This is a genomic window from Salinisphaera sp. (assembly GCF_002729955.1).
In the GTDB taxonomy this organism is placed as follows: Bacteria; Pseudomonadota; Gammaproteobacteria; order Nevskiales; family Salinisphaeraceae; genus Salinisphaera.
In genome coordinates this window covers 1-22,741 of the sequence record NZ_PBYA01000038.1, presented here as the reverse complement: position 1 = coordinate 22,741, position 22,741 = coordinate 1, and the positions used below count along the sequence as shown (strand labels likewise).

Below are 22,741 nucleotides of genomic sequence, written 5' to 3'. Positions count from 1 at the left end.
TACTTGCTCCTTGGCCGGGTGCGGCCATTGTGGAGCAGATCATCACTTAGTGCTCTGTCCGAATTCTGGGATCCAGTTCAAACGGCCAGGGCGAACAAGACGCCCAGCACAACAGCGTCAGCGGCGCGGTCGGTGCCGTCACCGGCAACGCCCCTGCGTGGTTCGCGGGCCAGGCCGGTGAACATGCGCACCCCGCCGTGCTGTCGGGCCTCAAGACCCAGGCGCTATCGACCAGCGGGCAGGGCACCGGCGGCTACAACCAGCTCGTCTTCGATGCCACGCCGCAACAACTGCGCACCCAGCTATCCACCACCGAATACGCCACCTCGCTGGCGCTGGGTCATCTCAAACACCAGACCGACAACCAGCGCGGCGCCGACCGCGACCACGGCGCGGAACTGACCCACCCACGCCTACGGCAGTGTCCGCGCCGGACAGGGCGTGTTGATCACCACTCGAGGCGGCGCCGAATGGGTGTGCGGCGAGACAAGCGTTGACGGTCAAGGTATTGAATTGCCCGGTGTTCCGGCAGCACGTGTATCGAGGCTATTTTTATAGCGCCCATAAAAAAGCCCCCTAGGGTAAGGGGGCAAGGTGCGAGAAAGGCCGTTAGGCCTTTCGGAGGAGATTCGGTTATCAGCGTGTTCGCTGATGTTGCGTTGCAGTATACCCGGTCTACGACTTTAGTCAAGTATCCTTTTTGCAAAAAATCGGATCGCGTTTCTATCAGCCCGATTGCTTTTCCTGATCGGTGTTATCGGCATCCGAGTCAGCAACTTGCGGGTGCTCGCCGTCTTTTTCCTTGCGCTTGAGATTGGCCAGGAATTCGCGCCGTACGGTACGCCAGATCGGAACCTGATACTGCGAGAGCTCGCGCAGGGCTGCGAGTGGATTGTTAACGTCCAGCAATCGTGCCACACGGTGTTTGAACTGCTGTTGCTGCTCGCTGAAGAACTCCAGCGACAGTTCCAGATAGGAACTCACGGTGCTCTGCATGGAGTCGCCGTAGAAGCGGATGATGTTGCGCAGCACTTCGGTGCGAAAGATCGGGTCGCCGCCTTCTTCCTGCTCGCTGATGACCTGGAGGAGGATGCTGCGGGTGATGTCGTCGCCGCTGCGCTTGTCGATGACGGTGAAGTGTTCGCCCCGAATCACCAGCTGGCGAATATTCTCCAGCGTGATGTAGCGGCTGACTTCCGTATCGTAGAGTCGTCGGTTCGGATACTTCTTGATGATGCGCGTGTTGTCACTCATCCCGTGCCCCGTCATACAAAAAAATAGCGCAGCGCGCAGCTTGCTGCATCGCGGCAATACGATTGTGCCAGATCGGCGCGTGCAAACGTAGGGCGTTGAGTCGGCGGGAATAAAAACGCCCGCACGGGGCGGGCGTTTCGGGCCGAGGAGCGAAAACCGTCAGCGGCCGAGCTGGCGCTCGCGGATCTCGTCCAGGCTCTTGCAGTCCACACACAGGGTCGCGGTCGGACGGGCTTCCAGCCGGCGAATACCGATTTCGGTACCGCAGGTATCGCAGAAACCGTATTCGTCGCGATCGACGCGCGAGATGCCCTGGTCGATCTTGCGAATGAGCTTGCGCTCGCGGTCGCGGGTACGAAGTTCAAGGCTGAACTCCGATTCCTGGCTCGCACGGTCGGTCGGGTCGGGGAAGTTCGCCGCCTCGTCCTTCATGTGATGCATGGTGCGATCGACTTCTTCCATGAGCTCGCGTTTCCAGTTCATCAGGATTCGGCGGAAGTGATCGCGCTGCGCCTCATTCATATACTCTTCACCCTCTTTCGGGGTGTAAGGCGTAAATTGCTGAGGCGCCTCGAGTTTCGATTCTTTCTGAGTTGCAGGCATGCGGCCCTCGGGTCAGATAACAGCGCGTACGTTTAGCATGGGGTAGTACGGTCGTGCAACGATTTTCTTGAGCGGCGTGCGATCCTGGCACGGTTCTGGCAGACTTGCGCCTCTTGCAAACTCCGGCCGTCTCCGGCTTTTTGTCCATGACGCTTGGCGCGCTGCTTTTCGATGTCGACGGCACTTTGGCCGATACCGAACCCGAGGGCCATCTGCCGGCCTACAACCGGGCGTTCAAGGAACATGGCCTGGATTGGCGCTGGACCAAGAAGCTCTATCGCAAGCTGCTTCTTATTTCCGGCGGCCGCGAGCGCATCAATCACTACCTCGACAGTTACGAGCCCGAACTGGGGCCGAATGACGAGCGCGTGCGCGAGGACCGCGACGGCTGGGTGGCGGAACTGCATCAGAGCAAGTCCCGGTATTTTCGCGATCGGCTGCGCAAGGGCCGGGTACCGCTACGGGCCGGCGTCGCGCGTCTGATTCGTGAAGCAGGCGAGTCGGGCATGCGTATCGCGATCGTCACCAATGCCACCCGGGCGACGCTGGAGCCGTTTCTGGCCTATGCGCTGGGCGACGAGCTGTTGGCTTATATCGAACTGACGGTATGCGGCGACGAGGTGGATAACAAAAAGCCCGCGCCCGATGTCTACCGCATGGCCTGCGAGCGGCTCGGCTGTGAACCGGGCGACTGTATCGCGATCGAGGACTCGAACGCGGGTGTACGGGCCGCCCATGGTGCGCACGTGCCGGCGCTCGTCACCGTGAACGCTGATACCCGCGATCAGGTGTTCGACAGCGCCGCCGCGGTGCTGGATTCGCTGGGCGAGCCGGATCTGCCGGTAACCATCCTCAAATCGCCAGGCTTCGATTTCGACTACGTCAATCTGGATGTGTTGCGGCGCATCAACGGCGAAGCCGCGCCCACGCCCGCCGATTAGGCCGAGCGTTTTACCGGCGCCGTGCCGGTCGGGTGGCATTCGAGATACAGCAGCGTCGCGCCCACCACCGCCGCCGGCATGACCACGAGATTGGCCAGCGGCAGGGCGGTCATGAACGTTACCAGGCTGCCAAAACCCAGGTGGCGCCAGCGCCGTTCGCGCATGCGCAGGATTTTGTCGTCGAAACGCAGCCCGCGGTTGGCCATAGGCTGGTCGAGATACTCGAACGAGAGCATGAACGCGCCGAACACGAACCACAGCGGCGCAATGGCCAGGTTTGCCCCTGGGATGAAGAACAGGGCGAGGCTCACGATGCCCAGCATGGCCGCGCGTCCCAGGTAATAGCGCATCCGGCGCAGCTCGCCGAACAGGCCGTCGGCCATTTCGCGCGCCAGGCCCATGCCGGATTCCGGTGCCTGGCCGGTGACCAGTCGTTCCACCTGCGCCGACAGTAGCCCGTTGAAGGGGCTGGCGATGAGGTTGGCAAGCAGCGTGAATATGTAGCAGAAGGCCAATGTTGCCAGCAGCACCCCAATCCACCACAGCAGAGTTTCCAGCCAGGCGAGCCAGTCCGGCAGGCCGGAAAGCCAGGCATGCAGCCAGCTGTCGAGCTGCCAGCCCAACAGCGACACGAGTGCCGCGATGAGCACGATGTTGATGAGGATCGGGATTACCACGTAGCGCCGTAGCGAGGGCTCTCGCAGCATGCGAAACCCCCGGAGCAGGTAAGACGGGCCGGCGCTGAATTCGGTAATCGGATTCATCGTACGTTCGGGTAGCTGGACTAGAATTTCGCCAATTCGACACGCAGCGGTATCGCAACAGCGGCTGAGTGGTGTCGAAGCACGAGTGTAGAACAACCCAGGGGAAAGCCTCATGAACAACCCGCGCTTGCGATGGTTCGCCGTACTGCTGTGCTGCATGACGTTGGCGTTGAGCGCCTGTTCGCAGGACGACAGCGAGCAGGCCCAGTCTCAGCTCGAAGAAGCGAACGCCGAACTCGAGGCTGCCCAGGCCAAGGTCGAGGCGGCCGAGAAGGCTCAGGCCGAAGCCAAGGCGCGCGAAGAAAAGGCCGCTGCGGAAAAACAGGTCGCCGAAGCCAAGACCGAAAAACGCGAAGCCGCCCAGCGCCAGACCGAGGCCGCCAAGAAGTCGGATAGCGCCACCCAGCAGGCCCGCGCCGACGCCCGCGAAGAAGCCAAGAGCGAAGAACAGCCGGTGTGTGGCGATTGCGGCACCATCAGCTCGATAACGCCGGTGACCACCAACGGCGACCCGAGCCTTATCGGCAGTGTCGCCGGTGGCGTGGCCGGCGCCGTGGTCGGCAGCCAGATCGGTAGCGGCTCGGGCAAGACCATTGCCCAGGTCGCCGGCACCCTCGGTGGCGTGTTCGCCGGCCGCGAAGTCGAAAAGCGCATCAAGCGCAAGACCATCTATCAGGTGGCCGTGGCCATGGACGCCGGCGGCTCACGCACCGTAAGCGTGGATACGGCCGACAGCATCAGCCCCGGCACCCGCGTGCGCGTTCAGGGCAACAGCCTGATTCTGATGCGCTAGAGCTGCCCGCCGTGCCCGTGCCGATTATTGGCTGCGGGCACGGCGTCGCTCGTTTCAGGGCAGGTGAACCGGCGTGCCGGGGTGCCAGTTGTCGGCCCGATGGTCGACGATCACGCTCGTATCGATACCGCCGCGCATCCAGAACTCGGCGTGCAGGCGCATGAAGCGCGGCTGGGTCGCGGCCACCAGGTCGGCTAAAATCTGGTTCGTGACGGCCTCGTGAAAGGCGCCTTCGTCGCGGTAAGACCAGACATAGAGCTTGAGCGATTTCAGCTCAACGCAGCTCGCCTCCGGCACATATTCCAAGTACAGCGTCGCGAAGTCGGGTTGACCGGTCTTCGGGCACAGACAGGTGAATTCCGGGATGCGCATCCGGATGGTGTAATCGCGCTCCGGGCTCGGGTTGGGGAAGGTTTCGAGATCGCGGCTCGGTTGGGTCGACATCGGCTCTCCGTCGTACGCGCTTGGGTCGCTAACAAGTGGGCAGGCAGCTTCTGCATAACCTGGTCGTGGTCGCGCTGGCACGCAAGGCCGGCATCCCTTGAAGGGCTCGGCCTTGCATGCGCCGCAACCACGTTGCCGAACTGGGCCTGCCAACGGGCAGGCGCTGCATTCGCACGCCTTGTCGCAACGCATTTTCGGACTCGAACGCGAGCCGCGAGAGGTCATCCAGAGGTTGCCTAGGTTACACTAGCCGGCTTTGCGTACGCCCATCCAGCCGGAGGCAGATTTGCGCCGCCGTATTTCACAACGCGACGAGCTCCTACGCCGACGCGGCCGGTGCGTGCGCGGGGCAGGCCATCCATGCGTCTGACCTCGATCCGGCTGGCCGGTTTCAAGTCGTTTGTCGACCCGGCAACGCTCGCGCTCACCTCCAACCTCACCGGCGTGGTAGGCCCGAACGGCTGTGGCAAGTCCAACGTGATCGACGCGGTGCGCTGGGTCACCGGCGAATCGAGCGCGCGCCAGCTGCGCGGCGAGGCGCTGGAAGACGTCATCTTCAACGGCTCCAAGGCGCGCAAGCCGGTCGGCCGTGCCTCGGTGGAACTCAAGTTCGACAACAGCGACGGCACTCTCACCGGCCAGTACGGTGCCTTCAGCGAGATATCGGTCAAGCGTGAACTCACGCGCGACGGCGGCTCGCGCTACTACATCAACGGCACGAAATCGCGGCGCCGTGATGTGATCGACCTGTTTCTGGGCACCGGCCTGGGCGGGCGCAGTAATTACGCCGTGATCGAGCAGGGCGCGGTCAATCGCCTGATCGAAGCCAAGCCCGAAGACATGCGCCAGGTGCTCGAGGAAGCGGCCGGCATATCCAAGTACAAGGAGCGTCGGCGCGAGACCGAGAATCGCATGCGCCACACGCGCGAGAATCTCGACCGTCTCAACGACCTCATCGGCGAAGTCACCCAGCGCCTGGGCGTGCTCAAGCGCCAGGCGGCCAACGCCGAGAAATACAAGCAGTTCAAGGCCGAGGAGCGGCGTCTGCGCGCCGAGCTGCTGGCCCTGCGCTGGGTCGGCGAAAACGAAAAGGTCGAAGCCGCCGAAGCACGCCTGCGAGCCAGCGAAAACACGCTGCGCGACGCGATTTCGGCGCAGCGCACCGCGCAGGAGGCACGCCAGGCCGAGGCCGAGACCCAGCAAAAAGCCATGGGCGAGGTGCAGACCCAGCAGGCCGCCTTCTACGATGCCCAGGCCCAGGCGTCGCGTATTGCCCAGGCATTGGCCCACGCCAGGGAAATGCGCGAACTGCGCCAGCGCGAGCGCGACGAACTTGTGGAACGCCGCGACGCGCTGGCCGAGCGCATCGCCGAGGACGAACGCGCCGCACAGAACACGACCGAGGCCGCCGAATCCATTGCCGATGAAAAGGCCCGGGCGCAGCAGCGTCTGGAACAGGCCGGCAAGACGCTGCAGGCGGCAGAGCAGAGCGCGCGCGAGGCCGAGGCCGCCTGGGATGCCCACAACAGCGCCGAACACAACCCCGTTCAGCAGCTGGACGCCGAACGTCGGCGGGCGCGGTATGCCGAAGAGCGCGCCCAGCAGCTGGGCAACCGGCGCGACAAGCGTCGGGCCGAGCGCGAAAAGCTCGATGAAGAAGAGGTTGGCGATCTGCAGGCCGGCGCCCGGGATATCGAAGCCCGTTCAGCACGCCTGGCTGAGGACGAGAACGCGGCCGCCGAACAGGCCGAGGCCGACGAGGCCCTGCGGGTGGCCATCAACGACGCCGAGCGCGACGTCGAGACACGCCGCACCCAGCTCGGCGAAAACCGTGCGCGTCTGGCCTCGGAGCGCCAGCTGCAGCAGTCCGTGCTGCGCGAAGACGACAGCGCGCTCGCTGAATGGCTGGCCGACCATGCCCATACCCAGGCCGCGGGCGTGGCTCGTCGTGTGAAGGTACGCAAGGCCTGGCAAACCGCCGCCGAAGCCGTGCTTGGCCCCTGGCTGCGCGGCTTCGTGGTCGAACAGCTGCCCCAGCTCAGCGGCGATTGGCCGAACGAATCGCTGACGCTGGTCGAAGCGGGCGCGGCGAGCGCGGCCGGGCCGGTCGAAGGGCCTGCCGAGACGCCGAGCCTGGCGGACGGCATCGAAGCGCCGGCGGTGATTGCCGCCTTGGCCGCCCGGGTATTCGTGGTCGACGATCTCGCTACCGCGCTCGCACGGCGCACCGAGCTGGCCGAAGACCAGCGCTTTGTCACCCTCGACGGCTGCTGTATCGGTCCGAACAGCCTGGTGACGCCGGCCGCCGGTTCGGCCGAGCAGGGCGTGCTCGAGCGCGAGCAGCGTATCGAAAGCCTGGCCGCACAGATCGACAGCGAACAGGCCGAGCTCGCCAGCCGCCAGGCCACGCTCGACGAACAACGCCAGCAGCGCGACCAGCGCCGCGAACAAAAGCGCGGGCTCGAACAGCGTATTGCCCAGGCACGACGCGAACTGGAAGCAGCGCGCGCCGAACAGCAGGGCCGTGAAATCCGTGCCGAGCAGCTCGAGCGGCGGCGCAGCGAGCTGGACACCGAACTGGCAGACCTGGACAAGCAGATCGCCGAAGCCGAAGGCGAATCGCAGCGTTTGAACGGCCAGGTCGCCGCGCTGGAAGAAAAGGCCGAGGCCTTCACCGCGGCCCGGCGCCAGGCCCAGGCCGAACTCGCCGAGAGCCGCAGCGCGCGCGACGGCGCGCGCAAGGCCCATGCCGAGGCCGAACGGGCGCTGCGCGAGATCGAAACACGCGGCGAACAGAACCGCAGCCGGGCCCAGTCGATCGACCAGCGCCTGGCCGATACGCGCACCGCCCATGCCGACGTCGATGCGCGTCTGACCGGTTTCGATGACCAGGCCGCGGCCGATGCCGACGAGGCCACGCCCGCACCGGACGAAAGCGAACACGAGCAGGCGCTGGAAGCCCAGCACCGCGCCGAGCGCGAGCTGCGTGCTGCGCGCGAGGCGCTCAAGACAAGCGAAAAAGCGCTGCAGGATGTCTCGCAGCAGCTCATGCAGGCCGAGCAGGGCGTGGATACGGCGCGCGAAGGCCTGCAGCAGGCCAAGATCGATGTCGAAACCGCTGGCGTACGCCGTTCCGGTATCGCCGAACAGATCGAAGAGCTGGGCGAAACGCCGGCGGCACTCGTGGCCAGCCTCGAAGAGGGCGCCACGATCGAAAGCTGCACGGCCGCCATCGACACGCTCGAGCGTAAGATCCAGCGCCTGGGGGCGATCAATCTGGCCGCGATCGAGGAGTACGACGCCGAGGCCGAGCGCGAGCGCTATCTCGGCGAGCAGCACGCCGATCTGGCCGAAGCACTGGAAACGCTGGAGAGCGCGATTGCGCGTATCGACCGCGAAACCCGGGCGCGTTTCAAGGCCACCTACGAACAGGTGAACGCGCGTTTTGCCGACATGTTCCCGGAATTGTTCGGCGGCGGCGAGGCCGCGCTCGAACTCACCGAGGACGACTGGCTGTCCACCGGCATCCGCGTCATGGCGCGTCCGCCGGGCAAACGCAACGCCTCGATTCAAATGTTGTCGGGCGGAGAGAAGGCATTGACCGCAGTTGCGTTATTATTCGCCCTGTTCGAACTCAACCCGGCACCGTTTTGTATGCTGGATGAAATCGATGCGCCGCTCGACGATGCCAACGTGTCGCGTTTTTGCGAACTCGTGCGGCGGATGTCGGCCCAGGTTCAGTTCATCGTGATTACGCACAACAAGCTGACGATGTCGCTCGCCGAGCAATTGCACGGCGTGACCATGGCCGAGCCCGGGGTGTCCCGGCTGGTCAGCGTCGATATCGATCAAGCCCTCGACATGGCCGGCTGAGCCGGCGCCACGCAACTCATCGACTAAAGCGCCTATGTCTATCGTGCAATGGCTTCTTCTCATTCTTCTGATCGCCGTGGTTGGCGGCGCCTACTGGTACATGCGCCGTCAGGCGGGCGATGACCCCTGGCAGGGCATGGACGACACGCCGCGTAGCAGCGGCCGCGAAGACAGCCAGGACACGGAGGAACGCGCCGAATCGCTGGGTGGCGACTCCTATATCGTGGGCGTGCGTACGTTGTCGAAGAACACCCCGGCCAGCCGGCGCGCTGCCGGCAAGGTTGACGCGCCGCAAGACGAGCGCGACTACGAAACGGGCGGCGGCGAGGGCGTGGAAGCCTCCTGGACCGCCTACAAGAAACGCGGCGCCGAACCCAAGCCGCTGCCGGAAGAACAGGCCGCGATGGAAGCCCCGGCCGACAAGCCTGCCCAGGCCGAGCCCGGCGGCAGCGAACGGGTCGAGAACATGCGTGCGCCCAGCGCGCCGCCCGGCGCGGAGCGGGAAGTGTTTCTGCTGCACGTGGCCGCGCCCGCCGGGCGTATGTTTGACGGCCCGGACGTGCACGTGGCGCTGCAGTCACAGGACTTGAAATTCGGCATCAACGACCAGTTTCATCGCGTGACCGAAACCCACGGTATCCCCGAATCGGTGTTCGCGGTGGCCAATATGGTCAAGCCGGGTACGCTCGACCCGGTCGACCAGGATCATCTGCATACGCCGGGTCTGGTGCTGTATACGGTCGTGCCGGGGCCGATCGAGGGCGGCGCGGCCCTGCGTGACATGATGGAAACCGCCAACGGCCTCGCCCAGGCACTGGGCGGCGAAGTGCTGGACGACAAACGGGCGCTGCTCAAGGCCCAGACGGCCCAGTACATGCTGGACAAGGTGGCCGATATCGACCGTCGCGCGAAGATCGCCAAGCGTCGGTAGTGGCCGGGAGCAGCGAGACAAGCAAACGCGCGGCGCAGCTCGCCGAGCAGCTGCGCGAACACAGCCGGGCCTATTACGTCGACGACGCGCCGACGATTTCGGATGCCGAATACGACCGGCTGTTTCGCGAGCTGCAAGAGCTCGAGGCCGAGCACCCGGAACTGATCACGCCCGATTCGCCCACCCAGCGGGTCGGCGCGCCGCCTTCGGACAAGTTCGAGTCGGTCGATCACGCCACGCCCATGCTGTCGCTGGGCAACTGCTTCGACGACGACGAGCTGGCGGAATTCGATCGCCGCGCGCGCGAGGCCGTAGACGGCGGCGCGCTGGCCTACTGCGCCGAGCCCAAGTTCGACGGTACCGCGCTCAACCTGCGCTACGAAAACGGCGTGCTGGTACGCGCGACCACGCGCGGTGACGGCATCACCGGCGAAGACATCACGCCCAATGCCCGCACCATTCGCAATCTGCCGCTGCGTCTGGCGGGCGACGAGGCGCCAGACTTCATCGAGATCCGCGGCGAAGTGGTGCTGGCGCGCTCGCGCTTTAACGCGCTCAACGAACGCCTGGAAAGCGAAGGCCAGAAAGCCTTCGTCAATCCGCGCAATGCCGCCTCTGGCAGTCTGCGGCAGCTGGATTCGAGCATTACCGCGCGCCGGCCGCTGGCATTCATGGGCTACGGAATCGGGCGCGTCGATGGCATGACGCTGCCATCGAGCCTGTACGAACAGCTCCAGCAGTTACAGGCCTGGGGCTTTCAGATCAGTGAGTACGTCGACCGCGTACAGGGGCTCGAGGGCTGCAAGGCCTACTACGAGGCCATGGCCGAGCGCCGGGCGACGCTGGATATCGAAATCGACGGCTGTGTGTTCAAGGTCGATGATGCCGCCGTACGCGACGAGCTGGGCTTCGTCGCCCGGGCGCCGCGCTGGGCGATTGCGCGCAAGTTTCCGGCCGAAGAAACCACCACGCGGCTTAACGCGGTGGAATTCCAGGTCGGGCGCACCGGCGCGCTTACGCCGGTGGCCAAACTCGAACCGGTGTTCGTGGGCGGGGTGACCGTCTCCAACGCGTCGCTGCACAACATGGACGAAATCGAGCGCAAGGATGTGCGTATCGGCGACATGCTGGTGGTGCGTCGCGCGGGCGATGTGATCCCCGAGGTCAAGGAAGTCGCGCGGCGCGGCGAGAACGCGACGCCGATCCAGTTGCCCGAGGCATGCCCGGTCTGTGGCTCGGCGGTCGAGCGTATCGAAGGCGAGGCCGTGGCGCGCTGTACCGGCGGGCTGGTCTGTGCCGCCCAGCGCCGCGAAGCGCTCAAGCATTTCGCCTCGCGCCGGGCGCTGGATATCGAAGGTCTGGGCGACCGCCAGATCGAGGCATTCGTGGACGAGGGGCTGCTGGAGTCGCCGGCGGATATCTTCGCCCTGCACAGCCATCGCGAGGCGCTGGTAGAGCGCGAGGGCTATGGTGAAAAATCGGTCGCCAACCTGCTGGCCTCCATCGAGGCCAGCAAGCAGACCACGCTGGAGCGCTTCATCTTCGCGCTGGGTATTCGCGAGGTGGGCGAAACCATGGCCCGCGACCTGGCCCGGCATTTTGGCAGCCTCGACAACCTGCGCGCCGAGGCCGAGGCCTATCTCGCGCGCCAGGCCCGGGCCGACGAACAGGCCGACACGAAGGCCGAACATGCACGCATGATGAGTGCCGAAGGTCTGCAGGCCGTGCCCGGCGTGGGGTCGCGGGTGGCCCACTGTATTGCCGACTTCTTCAGCGAACAGCGCAATCTCGAAGTCATCGACGCGCTGATTGCGGCCGGTGTGGTCTGGCAGACGGTCGACAGCGACGATACACCCCAGCCGCTGGCCGGCCAGACCTTCGTGCTCACCGGCAGCATGGATAGCCTGACCCGCGACGAGGCCAAGCAGCGCATCGAAGCCCAGGGCGGGCGCGTGACTTCAAGCGTGTCCAAGAAGACCGACTATGTTGTCGCCGGCGACAGCCCGGGCAGCAAACGCGACAAGGCAGAAAAACTGGGCGTGACGCTGCTTGATGAAGCCGGTTTTCTCGACCTGCTCGACAAGGCAGGGCATTGATCGCCGCCGTACTTCACCGCCCGGCGACGCCGATTCGATATTGCTAACGATTCAACCGCGACGGCTCCGGGCCGCCGCGCCGAACAAGGGAGACTGCATGTCGCTGCCTATCTCCAACCCTCTCGCTGCTGTGAGCCTGGCCGGCATCATCCTGCTCGCCGGCTGTAGCACGCTGTTCGTCGCGCCCAGCGACAGCCGCTGTGCGCGCGACCTGGCCGAGGTCGAACAGGCCGCCGCGGCCGCGCGCCAGGCACTGGCCGAGGGCGTCGATGCCGAAAGCCGCCAGCCCATGCTCGACCTGCTGGTCGACAGCGCCGACCAGGCCCGGGCCAGCTGTGGTTATGAAAAACCGGATACGCCGTCGTCCAGCCGCGCCCGCCAGCCCAAAGCCGGCTAGGACCCCTACCGCGGTTCGCGTTTGAGCCTTTAAACGCGTTGCGACAAGGCATTAGGGCGCATTGCCGGCCGCATGGGCAGGTTCGGCCCGGTAACGCGGCGGCCCACTGAGGCCGAACCCTTGCGAGGGCCGGGGCTTTGCGCGCCCGGTCGGCGTTGAGGCCCGCCACGCGCGAAGCACGCCGGCGCGACCACGATAGGTTGGGGCCAGGTTTCGTCGCTGTCATCGGTACACGCTTGTACGCGAACGGGCCAGCGCTTACGCTTAGCCGCCGTTTTAAGTTCATACAGGTAGAGTCTCGTGGCGCTTAGCTGGCTTGAAGTCACCACCGATGAAGTACAGTCCAAACTCGGCGCGAACGAGCGTCTGGCCGAACGTCGGGCCACGATCGAAAAGCAGGTGCGCGAGACGGTCGAGTCGCTGGTCGAACCCGCGTTTCGAAAAGCCGCCGAGGCCGACGGCTGGAAATACTTCGAACAGACCCACACGGAATGGTCGGTCGTGCGCTGCGGTATTCATACGCCGGGCGATGTCGAGCGCGACCCGACGGTGGCGTTTCGCATCGCCGAGTTTGATGCCTACCAGCCACTGGTGATCCTGCGACGCAAGCCCGAAGGCGCGGCCGCCCAGGCGAGCTCGGAAATCGTCAAGCTCGACAAACTCGACGCGGACACGCTGGAACGTTTTCTGGCCGATCGCTGATCGGCACTCGGATTGTTCGGGCGCCGGGCCTTCGCCTTGGCGCCAAGCGATCAGGGCGGGCTATAGCTCGTAGGCGAGCCCGGTGTAGAAGGTCCGGTCCGGCGCCGGCTCGTAGTAGCGTCCGCCGAAGGCGTTGATTCGAATATTGTCGAAGTAGACTTCGTCGAACAGATTGTCGATGCCGAAATAGACGGTAAGCCGGTCGCCGCCGGCCTCGATGTTCTTGCCCACGCGGCCGTTGAAGACCCAGGCGCTGTCCACCTTGGCGGTGTTGGCGTTGTCGGCATAGAAGGAGCCGGCATAGCGCATGTCCAGCGTGGCATAGCCCACCTCCGCGTCGCGCCAGGCCAGTTCCGCGAACAGGCGTTCCTCGGGCAGGCCGGGCAGGGCGTTGCCGGCGTAGTCGTTGCCGCTGTCGTCGACGAACTCGCGATATTCGTAGTCGGCGAGCGTATAGGCAGCCGTGGCCGAAAGCTCGTCGGTGACGGCGTATTCCAGCTTGGCTTCCAGCCCCTTGCGGCGCGACTTGCCGGAGTTTTCGTAGAAGTCGCGCCGGCCGTCGTCGTTGAAGACCACCAGTTCGTCGCGCACATCGATCCAGAAGGCGCTGATCTGATAGCGCGCACGCCCGCCGAGTTCGCCCTTGGCCCCGATTTCGTACTGGGTGGCCTGCTGGGGGTCGAGCTCGCTGTTGAAGCCGCCGTTGCCGGCCGGGTCGGCGAATTCGGTGAAGGTGGGCGACTCGAAGGCGTTGGCCACGTTGGCATAGACACGCTGGCGCTCGGCCCAGGCATAGCTCAGGCCGGCGTTGGCCGAAACTTCGTGGTAGGTGCGCGAGCCGGAGTCGTCGGGGTCGGTGGCGGTAATGAAGGCGTCGTCGATATCGAAATCGAGATAGTCGTAGCGCAGGCCGGTGGTGAGCTCCAGATCGCGGGTCAGCGAGAACACGTTCTGCGCGAACACGCCGATGCTGGTGGCCTGCTGGTCTTCTTCGAGCCCGAGCGCGCCCTTGTTACCGCCAATATTGTCGTAGCGGGTACGCGCATCCTGCTGGATCTGGGCATCGATGCCGGCCACGAGCTGGTTTTCATGGCCGAAGAGCGTATCGAAGCGTGTGCTTTGCAGGCCGCCGCCGAAGAAGTCGCGGTCGTAGGCCACCACGCCCGCGTCCTCGAAGGGCAGATACTGGACGAAATCGCGGTTGCTGTAGAACAGGTTGGCCTGATAGCTCTGGTTTTCGGCGAGCTGGTCTTCGTACACCAGGCCGACGGTCTGCTGAGAGGCCGACTGACGGGCATCGAATGCGAGGTTGGCATCGCGCGCCGAGCGCCGGTCGGCACGGGCCTGTTCCAGGGTCACGCCGCCCGGGTCGAGCGTGTCGGGTGCATCGAGCACCCGCGTGACCAGGCGCAACGTGCCGGTCGTGCCCACGCGGCGTTCGAGCTTGCCGGTGAGCTGTTGTTTCTTCACCTCGCTATGGGCGCGATAGCCTTCGATATCGAGCTGGGAGGCGGTCAGCGCATAGCCCCAGTCGCCGCGCTCGTGGGCGGTGGCGGCTTCGATACGCCGATAGCCGTTGCCGCCCACGGTGAGTTCGCCGCGATCGATCGGCCCGCTGGCCGGCGTGGTGGTCGTGATATCGACCACGCCGCCGGTGGCGTTGCCATAGAGCGCGGAAAACGGGCCGCGAATCACTTCCAGGCGCTCTACCGCGCCGAGGTCGATGGTGTCGGTCTGCGCCTGGCCGTCGGCCAGCGTTTCCGGAATGCCGTCCACCAATACCTTGACCCCGCGCACGCCGAACGCCGAGCGGGCGCCGAAGCCGCGAATGGAAATCCGCAGGTTCTGGGCGAAGTTGCTGCCGTTGTTGGCATATACGCCCGGCGTGCGGTTGAGCGCGGAATCCAGCTGGGCCTTGGCTCGACCCTGCTGGATAGCGCGGGCTTCGGTCACGTCGACCGCGGCCGGCGAGGCCAGTACCTCGGTATTCAGGCGCAGGCTACGGACTTCGATCGGCGCCAGCGATTCGAGGCGATCGATGCCTCCGTCGCCGTCCGTCGTGGTGGCCGTTTCCTGGGCATGGGCAGGCAGCCCCAGAGCCAGGGCAACGGCAAGCGCGACCGAGCGGTGCCGGTACGGGCGATGGATCATGTTTTCCCCTCGAACGCGCAGGCGCTCGTTGTTGTTTTATGGCCGGGCGGTCAGCCCGCCCGGGCAGCGCCGGTTATTCTTCCGGCGCGAGCGCGCGAATCGATACCGCGTGGATATCGGTCTGCATCAATGTGCCCAGCGCTTCGTAGACGAGCTTGTGTCGCTCGATGGGCGAAGTGCCGGTGAATCGCGGTGAGCGGATGGTGACATGAAAATGCCCGAGGCCGGTCTTCGCGCCGGCATGGCCGGCATGCAGGTGACTGTCGTCGCGGATGGCCACCTCCTGCGTGTTCAGGCCCTGTTCGAGTGCCTCGCGAATACGCGGAATCCGATCACTCATACGTTCAATAAACCTTCTTGTACGGATAGACCGTGCTTTCCATGTACACGCCTTCGGCGTTGTACGGGTCCACCTTGGCCCAGGCGCGGGCATCGTCGAGGCTGTCGAAGGCCGCGATGATGATGCTGCCCTGAAAGCCGTCGCTGACCTTGCCATAGGCATCCACGCGCGGCATCGGGCCGGCGGTGAGCAGGCGCCCGGCCTGGTCGAGTTCCTCGAGACGGGCGCGGTGTTCATCCACGGCCTTCTTGCGCCCGTCGCTGCTATCCGCCACATCGAAAGACACGATCGCGAAATAATCCATGGGGTTGTCCTGACCAGAGTTTGTAATGCCGATAACGCGCAGTGTGCCGTATCCGAACCGCCCTCGGCCAAGAACGACGAAAAAACCTGCCGCGCCATCGATGTAGCCGATATAATGGCGCAATGGCAGAAATCGTTCACGTACACGCCGAAACCCCGCAGCCACGCCGGATAGGGCAGGTGGCCGATGCGCTGCGCGCGGGGCGGGTGATCGCTTACCCGACCGACTCGTCCTACGGTCTGGCCTGTGCCATGGGCGACAAGAACGCGATCGATCGCATTCGCCAGATGCGTGGTTTCGGGCGGGACCATTTCTTCACGCTCGTGTGTCGGGATCTGTCGGAAATCTCGACCTATGCCAAGGTCGAGAACACCAGCTTTCGCCTGCTCAAGGCTGCCACACCCGGCGCCTACACCTTCGTGCTGCCGGCCTCCAAGGTGGTGCCGAACTGGCTGGCCCATCCCAAGCGCAAAACCATTGGTATTCGTGTGCCGGGGCATCCGGTTGCGCGAGCGATTGCCGAAGCCATGGACGAGCCGATCATGTCGGTGACCGCCCAGCGCCCGGACGACGAAATTCCGCTATCGGAGGCCTTCGACGTGCGCGAAGCCTTCGACAAGCAGCTCGATATCATCGTCGATGCCGGCGCGACCGGCGTGGAGCCGACCACGGTGGTGGATTTGACCAGTGCGGTGCCGCAGATTCTGCGCCCTGGCAAGGGCAGCGCCGAAGCGCTCGGACTGGACCCGGTCGACGCGTGATCCCTATGGAGGATGGGCCGGACTTTTTCTGGCCCGCAAATGCACGCGGATGAGCGCAACTAACGCCCTCTTGTAGGTTGGCTTAGGCCGCAGGCCGTAAGCCAACATGGCAATCGCCTCGTGGGCGGTTCGAGGCGCGTTGCCGGTTAACTCGCGGGCTTCGTTCTTTGTTGGATTACGCTTCGCTAATCCAACCTACGCGGCTGTAACGACGCGACATTGGCCGGCTTTGCAACCCGTCTTATTAGGCCCGGGCAACGCCCTGCAAAGCCAGCAAATGTATACTCGCGCCTTTGCCAAGTCCGTGCTGACTGAACTGCCAAGAGGCCGCGTGTGAGTTCCGAGATCGCCAAACCCATCGTCCTGTCCGGTATCCAGCCCTCCGGCGAGCTGACGCTCGGCAACTATATCGGCGCGCTCAAGCATTGGGTGGCCATGCAGGACACCCACGACTGCCTGTTCGCGCTGGTCGACATGCATGCGATCACCGTGCGTCAGGACCCGGCCGCGCTGCGTGAGCGCTGCCACGAGTTTCTGTGCCTGTATCTGGCCGCCGGCATCGACCCGGAGCGGGCCACGATGTTCGTGCAGTCGCACGTACCGGCCCATGCCCAGCTGGCCTGGCTGCTGAACTGTCATACGTCGATGGGCGAGCTCAACCGCATGACCCAGTTCAAGGACAAGTCGGCCAAGAACGTCGACAACATCAACGCCGGGCTGTTCGACTACCCGGTGCTGATGGCCGCGGACATCCTGCTCTACCAGACCGACGCCGTGCCGGTGGGCAACGACCAGAAACAGCATCTCGAGCTGGCCCGCAATCTGGCCGAGCGCTTCAATGCGCGCACCGGCGAAGACCTGTTCACCGTGCCCGAGCCGATCATCCCGGAAGTGGGTGCACGCATCATGAGCCTGGGCGATCCGACCGCGAAGATGTCCAAGTCCGACGATGTCGAGGCCAACGTCATCAAGCTGCTCGACGAACCCAAGCGGGTGATCAAGAAGATCAAGCGGGCGGTCACCGATTCCGACGGCGAGATTCGCTTCGACGAGAACGAAAAGCCGGGCGTATCGAACCTGTTGTCGATCTATTCCGCGGTCACCGATGAATCCATCGCCGATCTGGAAAACCGTTATGCGGGCCAGGGCTATGGGGCGCTCAAGGGCGATCTGGCCGATGCGGTGGTGGCCTTTCTGGAGCCGCTGCAGCAACGCTATGCCGAATACCGCGACGATACGGCCGGCCTGGATGCCTTGCTCGCCCGCGGCGCGTCGGCTGCGCGCCAGCGTGCCGAGCCCACGCTCGAGCGCGCCTTCGCCCTGACCGGTTTCCTGCCCTCGGCATGAGCGCGGCAGGCCAACACGCACGCCCATGAGCGCGACCGCCGAGCAACACATCGATGAACCGGCCGAAGCTGGCGCGCTGGGCGCGATCCGTGTGGGCGGCGAGCCGATGCAGGCGCTGCCGGAGGATCTTTATATTCCGCCGGACGCGCTGCGGGTGTTTCTGGAAACATTCGAGGGGCCGCTTGATCTGCTGCTGTATCTGATTCGCAAGCAGAATCTGGATATCCTGGATATCCCGGTGTATACCATCGCCCACCAATACATGACCTATATCGAGGTCATGCAGGAAATGGCGATCGAGCTGGCCGGCGAATATCTGCTCATGGCCGCCATGCTCGCCGAGATCAAATCGCGCATGCTGCTGCCCAAGCCCTCCGAAGAAGAAGACGAGGGCGAAGACCCGCGTGCTGAGCTGGTGCGCCGGCTGCAGGAGTACGAACAGTTCAAGCAGGCCGCGGAACAGCTCGACGAGTGGCCGCGCACCGGCCGCGACATCACCCCGGTGCAGCATGGCCCGGAGCGGATTCATATCGAACGCCCGCAGCCACAAACCGATCTCGGCGCGCTGCTGCATGCGTTGCACGATGTGCTCACCCGGGCCGAGCTGTTCACCGAACACAAGATCGAACGCGAGCCGTTATCGGTTCGCGAACACATGAGCCGCATTCTCGAACGGCTGGGCAACGGCCAGGCCTGTGCCTTCGTGGCGCTGGTCGAAACCAGCGAAGGCCGGCTCGGCGTGGTGGTGTCGTTTCTGGCCATTCTAGAACTGGCCCGCGAAGCGTTGATCGCCATCGACCAGGCCGAACCCTATGCGCCGGTGGCGCTGCGTCTGGCCGGCCCGCGCCCCGAATGAACCCCGACCAAGAACAGCCCACGTGAGCCACGACGAACCCACCCAAGCCGAAACCTCCGACGAGAGCCACGCCACTGACGCGGCGGCAAACGAGCCCGTGGTGGCCGATGGCGTGGTGCGCTGTATCGAAGCGCTGCTCATGGCCGCCGATGCGCCGCTTTCCGTCGACCAGATCGTGCGCCTGCTCGAAAACACCCACGCGCTCGAACGCGCGGATGTACGCACCGGCGTCGAGGCGTTGCAGGCACGCTATGCGGACAGCGCGATGGACCTGGTGGAGGTGGCCAGTGGCTGGCGTTTCCAGGTGGGCGCGGATTATTCGGCGCTGGTATCGCGGCTCTGGGAGGAGCGTCCGCCGAAGCTCTCGCGCGCCATGCTCGAAACCCTGGCGCTGATCTGCTACCGCCAGCCCATTGCGCGCTCGGATATCGAAGCCGTACGCGGGGTGTCGGTGTCGTCGAACATCGTCAAGACGCTGCAGGAATTCGGCTGGATCAAGGTGGTGGGTTATCGCGACATGCCGGGCCGACCGGCGTTGTTCGGCACCACCGCCCAGTTTCTGGACGACTTCGGCGTAACCCGGCTCGCCGATCTGCCGAGCCTGCCCGAGATACAGGATCTGGACGCGCTGGACGCTGCGCTGGCCCGTCTTCAAGGCGACGAAGACACGGGCGGCGAAAGCGAAGACGAGGAATCGGCCGATCAAGACGCGCCCAAGGCAGACGATGCACCCGCCGAAAGCGACGACGAAACGCCGCCCGCGCCGGCAGCGGACGCTGAGGACGATGATGCAGGTCAAAACGTTTCGGGCCGGCATTCGTCAGACTAGCCCGCGAGGGCGCGACCGGCTTGGAATCCAGCCCGACGCGCCCATCGTCACAACCGCATTCATACACGCCGTCGTTGCCGCACCGGCTGCCACGACGGCCTGATTCAAGCAGGAAAACGACCCCGCCATGGCTGCATTGAACTCGGAACGCGTACTCAGCGTGCACCACTGGAACGATTCGCTGTTCAGTTTTACCACCACTCGCGACCGTGCCCTGCGTTTCGAAAACGGCCAGTTCGTGATGATCGGCCTGCAGCAGGAGAAAAAGCCGCTGCTGCGCGCCTACAGCATCGTGTCGCCCAACTACGAAGACCATCTCGAGTTCTTCAGCATCAAGGTGCCGGACGGCCCGCTGACGTCGCAGCTGCAGCATCTGAAAGAGGGCGACGAACTGCTGGTGAGCCGCAAGCCCACCGGCACGCTGCTGATCAGTGATCTGCATCCCGGCCGCAATCTCTACCTCATGTCCACCGGCACGGGGCTGGCCCCGTTTCTGTCGATCGTGCGCGATCCGGCCACCTATGAACGCTTCGAGCGCGTGATCGTGCTGCACGGCGTGCGCCACGAGAACGACCTGGCCTATCGTGAGCTGCTCTCCGAAACGCTGCCCAATGACGACATGCTCGGCGACATGATTAGTGCCCAGATGCTTTATTACCCCATCGTCAGCCGCGAGCCGTTCGTCCATCAGGGCCGCGTCACCACGCTGCTGGATAACGGCACGGTCAGCGCGGATCTCGGCCTTGACCCGCTCGCACCCGAGCACGACCGCGTAATGATCTGCGGCAGCCCCGGCATGCTCGCCGACTCCGCCGCGCTGCTCGACGCCCGCGGCTTCGAAGTCTCCCCGCACATCGGCGCGCCGGGCGACTACGTCATCGAACGCGCCTTCGTCGAAAAATAGCCTCTGAAACCGCGTGTGTTCCGCGGTATTTGTCCGCAGATCGACGCAGATTCACGCAGATTTGCTAGGTAAGGGCGGAGGAATGTTGTCCCCGTTGGCGGTGTCTCTTTGCGTAAGGCTTAGAAGAAGCGTAAGGCGCCTGTTCCGCAACGCGCCCCGATAAGCCAACTCCGCTCCTTGAACATTTGATCTGCGAGCATCTGCGTCGATCTGCGGACAGGCATTTCACATAGTACGAAATGTAGCGAAGCGTAATTACAACGGGTGCCCGCGGGTGTCGATCTGGGGCGTCAATGCAAAGGCCTTACTAACCGCAGATCAACGCAGATTTACGCAGATCGTGATAGGTAAGGGCGAACGAGTGTTATCGCCGTTGATGGGCGGTGTGTCTTTGCGTAAGGCTTAGAAGTAACCGTAAAGCGCCTGTTCCGAAACGCGGCTTGATCGGCCAAGTCCGCTCCTTGAGCATTTGATCTGCGAGCATCTGCGTCGATCTGCGGACATGCATTTCACATAGTACGAAATGTAGCGAAGCGTAATTACAACGGGTGCCCGCGGGTGTCGATCTGGGGCGTCAATGCAGAAGCATTATTAACCGCAGATCAACGCAGATTCACGCAGATCTTGATAACAAGGGCGAACGAGTGCTATCGCCGTTAGTGGGCGGCGTGTCTTTGCATAAGGCTTAGAAGTAACCATAAAGCGCTTGTTCCGAAACGCGGCCTGATGGACCAAGTCCGCTCCTTGAACATTTGATCTGCGAGCATCTGCGTCGATCTGCGGACAGCTCTTCAGCTTGTCTGGACCCGGCCGCGAAGCTTCCTTTACAGCCGCGCAATCCAGCCGCCGAGCACAAATAATCTGTGCAATCTGCGTAATCTGTGGATAGCCTTATTCGCCTTCGCCCCCGCCTTGAACTGCCCGGTTAAACTAACGACCTCGTTACCGGCGCCACAGGAAGTACCATGTCCGAACGTCTACAAAAGCTGCTCGCGAGCGCCGGCTACGGGTCGCGCCGTCAGCTCGAACAGGTCATCGAAGCCGGGCGTATCCGTATCAACAACAAGGTGGCCACGCTGGGCGACAAGGCGGATGCGCGCGACGAAATCCGCATGGACGGCAAGCGTCTGAATCTCGACGAGCGCCTGAATACGCGCACGCGGGTGCTGGCCTACAAGAAGCACGTCGATCAGGTGGTCACCCGCAAGGATCCGGAAGGCCGTCCCACCATCTTCAAGAGCCTGCCCAAGATCAAGGCCGGGCGCTGGTTGGCGATCGGGCGGCTCGACGTGAATACCTCCGGCCTGCTGCTGGTGACCACCGACGGCGAACTCAAGCGCCGGCTCGAACATCCGAGCTACGAGATCGTGCGCACCTATGCCGTGCGCGTGCGCGGCGAGGTGGACGACGCCATGATCGAACGCCTGCTCGAAGGCGTGGAACTGGACGACGGTGTGGCCCGGTTCGATGCGATTCGCGTGGCCGACGATGCCCACCGCGCCAACCGCTGGTTCGAAGTGACCGTGCGCCAGGGACGCAATCGCGTGGTGCGTCGGCTTTGGGCGTCGCAGGGCGTGACCGTCTCCCGGCTCATGCGCGTGGGTTTTGGGCCCGTGGCCCTGCCGGGTGGCGTGAAAGCCGGCGGCTGGCGCGAGCTGGACCGCAAGGAAGTACGCGAGCTTGCCGCGCTCGTCGACCTGCAACGCTAGGTGGCCGAAAAGCAGCCCACGACGCCGGCGCTACGCGCATTCCATGACGGCCTGGCCGCGGCCTATGGCCCGCAGCGCTGGTGGCCGGTGCAGGATACCGACAATCCCCGCTTCGAAATTCTCGTCGGCGCGGTGCTTACCCAGCATACGGCCTGGACGAACGCGGAAATCGCGATCGGGCAATTGCGCGAAGCAGGCCCGCTAACGGCCGAAACGGTGCTTGCCCACGAGGATCTGCCTGCGCTGATCCGTCGCGCGGGCCCGCACAACATCAAGGCGCGACGTCTGCGCTCGCTCTGCGAATGGTTTGTGGGCCAGGGTGGTTTCGATGGGCTGCAAACGCGCGACAGCGCCACACTGCGCCGCGAGCTGCTCGCCCTGCATGGCATCGGTCATGAAACGGCAGACGTTATCCTGCTTTATGCCTTTCAGCGGCCGGCGTTTGTTGCCGATGCCTATGCATTTCGCATCCTGGAGCGCTATGGCTGGACGAGTGGCGCGCGCAACTACGAGCGGCTGCGGCGCTCGATCGAGGCCGTCGGCCCTGCGGATGACGCGGCGTTCTACGATGAACTGCATGCGCTGATCGTTGCCCATGCGAAACAACGCTGCCACAAGCGCAATCCGGACTGCGTTCGCTGCGTGCTCAATGATCGTTGTGATCACGGGCGGGCCACCATTGCCGCAACCGAGCCTGCGGTATAGCCGTGTAGCCGCGTAGGTTGGCTTAGGCCGCAGGCCG

Annotated in this window: 22 protein-coding genes; 15 read left to right on the top strand and 7 right to left on the bottom strand. The window is 64.3% G+C overall.

Translation table 11 applies throughout. The annotated features are described in order from the left end of the window. The first annotated feature begins 197 nt into the window (after positions 1-197). Positions 198-497, top strand: a complete 300-nt coding sequence (locus CMN27_RS11500; RefSeq protein ID WP_293626573.1) for a type VI secretion system Vgr family protein — start codon at positions 198-200, stop codon at positions 495-497. Positions 498-726: 229 nt separating this feature from the next. Here CMN27_RS11500 and phaR read toward each other — a convergent pair whose 3' ends face one another. Then, positions 727-1,254 carry a polyhydroxyalkanoate synthesis repressor PhaR gene (phaR, locus tag CMN27_RS11495; protein WP_293626571.1) on the bottom strand — a complete coding sequence of 176 codons (528 nt, stop codon included), beginning with the start codon at positions 1,252-1,254 and terminating at the stop codon, positions 727-729. Positions 1,255-1,413: 159 nt separating this feature from the next. Further along, a complete protein-coding gene (dksA, locus tag CMN27_RS11490) occupies positions 1,414-1,857 on the bottom strand; it encodes an RNA polymerase-binding protein DksA (protein WP_293626570.1) in 444 nt (147 codons plus the stop codon). A 113-nt stretch (positions 1,858-1,970) separates the two neighbouring features. Between dksA and CMN27_RS11485 the strand changes: the two genes are divergently transcribed. Next, positions 1,971-2,798 carry an HAD-IA family hydrolase gene (locus tag CMN27_RS11485; protein ID WP_293626568.1) on the top strand — a complete coding sequence of 276 codons (828 nt, stop codon included), beginning with the start codon at positions 1,971-1,973 and terminating at the stop codon, positions 2,796-2,798. Here the strand turns inward: CMN27_RS11485 and cysZ are convergent. Further along, complete coding sequence (gene cysZ, locus CMN27_RS11480) at positions 2,795-3,562, bottom strand: sulfate transporter CysZ (protein WP_293626567.1); 768 nt, start codon at positions 3,560-3,562, stop codon at positions 2,795-2,797. The two genes, CMN27_RS11485 and cysZ, sit on opposite strands and share 4 nt — an antisense overlap. Positions 3,563-3,674: 112 nt before the next feature. On the opposite strand from cysZ, the gene CMN27_RS11475 reads away from it, so the two are divergent. Then, on the top strand, positions 3,675-4,355 hold the full coding sequence (locus CMN27_RS11475) for a glycine zipper 2TM domain-containing protein (RefSeq protein ID WP_293626565.1): 681 nt from the start codon (positions 3,675-3,677) through the stop codon (positions 4,353-4,355). 54 nt (positions 4,356-4,409) lie between these two features. Here the strand turns inward: CMN27_RS11475 and queF are convergent, their stop codons facing one another. Further along, positions 4,410-4,799, bottom strand: a complete 390-nt coding sequence (gene queF / locus CMN27_RS11470; RefSeq protein ID WP_293626563.1) for a preQ(1) synthase — start codon at positions 4,797-4,799, stop codon at positions 4,410-4,412. A gap of 360 nt (positions 4,800-5,159) precedes the next feature. Here queF and smc point away from each other — a divergent pair, with 360 nt between their 5' ends. From smc to CMN27_RS11445, 5 genes are all read left to right on the top strand, one after another. Then, the gene (gene smc, locus CMN27_RS11465) at positions 5,160-8,672 is read left to right on the top strand and encodes a chromosome segregation protein SMC (protein ID WP_293626562.1); all 3,513 of its coding nucleotides are present in this window, start codon (positions 5,160-5,162) and stop codon (positions 8,670-8,672) included. 34 nt (positions 8,673-8,706) lie between these two features. Further along, entirely contained in the window at positions 8,707-9,603 is an 897-nt protein-coding gene (gene zipA / locus CMN27_RS11460) for a cell division protein ZipA (protein ID WP_293626560.1), read from the top strand. After that, on the top strand, positions 9,603-11,699 hold the full coding sequence (ligA, locus tag CMN27_RS11455) for an NAD-dependent DNA ligase LigA (protein ID WP_293626559.1): 2,097 nt from the start codon (positions 9,603-9,605) through the stop codon (positions 11,697-11,699). Before zipA ends, ligA begins: the two co-directional genes overlap by 1 nt. 97 nt (positions 11,700-11,796) lie before the next feature. Continuing rightward, the gene (locus CMN27_RS11450; RefSeq protein WP_293626558.1) at positions 11,797-12,096 is read left to right on the top strand and encodes a hypothetical protein; all 300 of its coding nucleotides are present in this window, start codon (positions 11,797-11,799) and stop codon (positions 12,094-12,096) included. Between the two features lie 300 nt (positions 12,097-12,396). Then, on the top strand, positions 12,397-12,798 hold the full coding sequence (locus tag CMN27_RS11445) for a hypothetical protein (protein ID WP_293626556.1): 402 nt from the start codon (positions 12,397-12,399) through the stop codon (positions 12,796-12,798). Positions 12,799-12,858: 60 nt separating this feature from the next. On the opposite strand, the gene CMN27_RS11440 is transcribed toward CMN27_RS11445, so the two are convergent. The 3 genes from CMN27_RS11440 to CMN27_RS11430 all read right to left on the bottom strand — a co-directional run bounded on the left by CMN27_RS11440 (position 12,859) and on the right by CMN27_RS11430 (position 15,593). Then, the gene (locus CMN27_RS11440) at positions 12,859-14,949 is read right to left on the bottom strand and encodes a TonB-dependent receptor (RefSeq protein WP_293626554.1); all 2,091 of its coding nucleotides are present in this window, start codon (positions 14,947-14,949) and stop codon (positions 12,859-12,861) included. Positions 14,950-15,022: 73 nt separating this feature from the next. Next, complete coding sequence (locus tag CMN27_RS11435; RefSeq protein ID WP_293626553.1) at positions 15,023-15,289, bottom strand: BolA family protein; 267 nt, start codon at positions 15,287-15,289, stop codon at positions 15,023-15,025. Positions 15,290-15,293: 4 nt separating this feature from the next. Continuing rightward, positions 15,294-15,593, bottom strand: a complete 300-nt coding sequence (locus CMN27_RS11430; RefSeq protein WP_293626552.1) for a YciI family protein — start codon at positions 15,591-15,593, stop codon at positions 15,294-15,296. A gap of 122 nt (positions 15,594-15,715) precedes the next feature. On the opposite strand from CMN27_RS11430, the gene CMN27_RS11425 reads away from it, so the two are divergent. The 7 genes from CMN27_RS11425 to CMN27_RS11395 all read left to right on the top strand — a co-directional run bounded on the left by CMN27_RS11425 (position 15,716) and on the right by CMN27_RS11395 (position 22,704). Further along, positions 15,716-16,354 (top strand): L-threonylcarbamoyladenylate synthase, encoded by a 639-nt coding sequence (locus CMN27_RS11425; RefSeq protein ID WP_293626550.1) that lies wholly within the window; start codon positions 15,716-15,718, stop codon positions 16,352-16,354. Between the two features lie 345 nt (positions 16,355-16,699). Then, positions 16,700-17,701 (top strand): tryptophan--tRNA ligase, encoded by a 1,002-nt coding sequence (trpS, locus tag CMN27_RS11420; protein WP_366515451.1) that lies wholly within the window; start codon positions 16,700-16,702, stop codon positions 17,699-17,701. Positions 17,702-17,726: 25 nt separating this feature from the next. After that, complete coding sequence (locus tag CMN27_RS11415) at positions 17,727-18,557, top strand: ScpA family protein (protein ID WP_293626547.1); 831 nt, start codon at positions 17,727-17,729, stop codon at positions 18,555-18,557. Positions 18,558-18,579: 22 nt separating this feature from the next. Next, complete coding sequence (scpB, locus tag CMN27_RS11410; RefSeq protein WP_293626545.1) at positions 18,580-19,386, top strand: SMC-Scp complex subunit ScpB; 807 nt, start codon at positions 18,580-18,582, stop codon at positions 19,384-19,386. Positions 19,387-19,513: 127 nt separating this feature from the next. Beyond that, the gene (locus CMN27_RS11405) at positions 19,514-20,290 is read left to right on the top strand and encodes a ferredoxin--NADP reductase (RefSeq protein ID WP_293626544.1); all 777 of its coding nucleotides are present in this window, start codon (positions 19,514-19,516) and stop codon (positions 20,288-20,290) included. Between the two features lie 965 nt (positions 20,291-21,255). Further along, positions 21,256-21,999, top strand: coding sequence for a pseudouridine synthase (locus tag CMN27_RS11400; RefSeq protein ID WP_293626543.1), 744 nt, complete (start codon positions 21,256-21,258; stop codon positions 21,997-21,999). After that, on the top strand, positions 22,000-22,704 hold the full coding sequence (locus CMN27_RS11395) for a hypothetical protein (RefSeq protein WP_293626542.1): 705 nt from the start codon (positions 22,000-22,002) through the stop codon (positions 22,702-22,704). Positions 22,705-22,741: the final 37 nt, after the last annotated feature.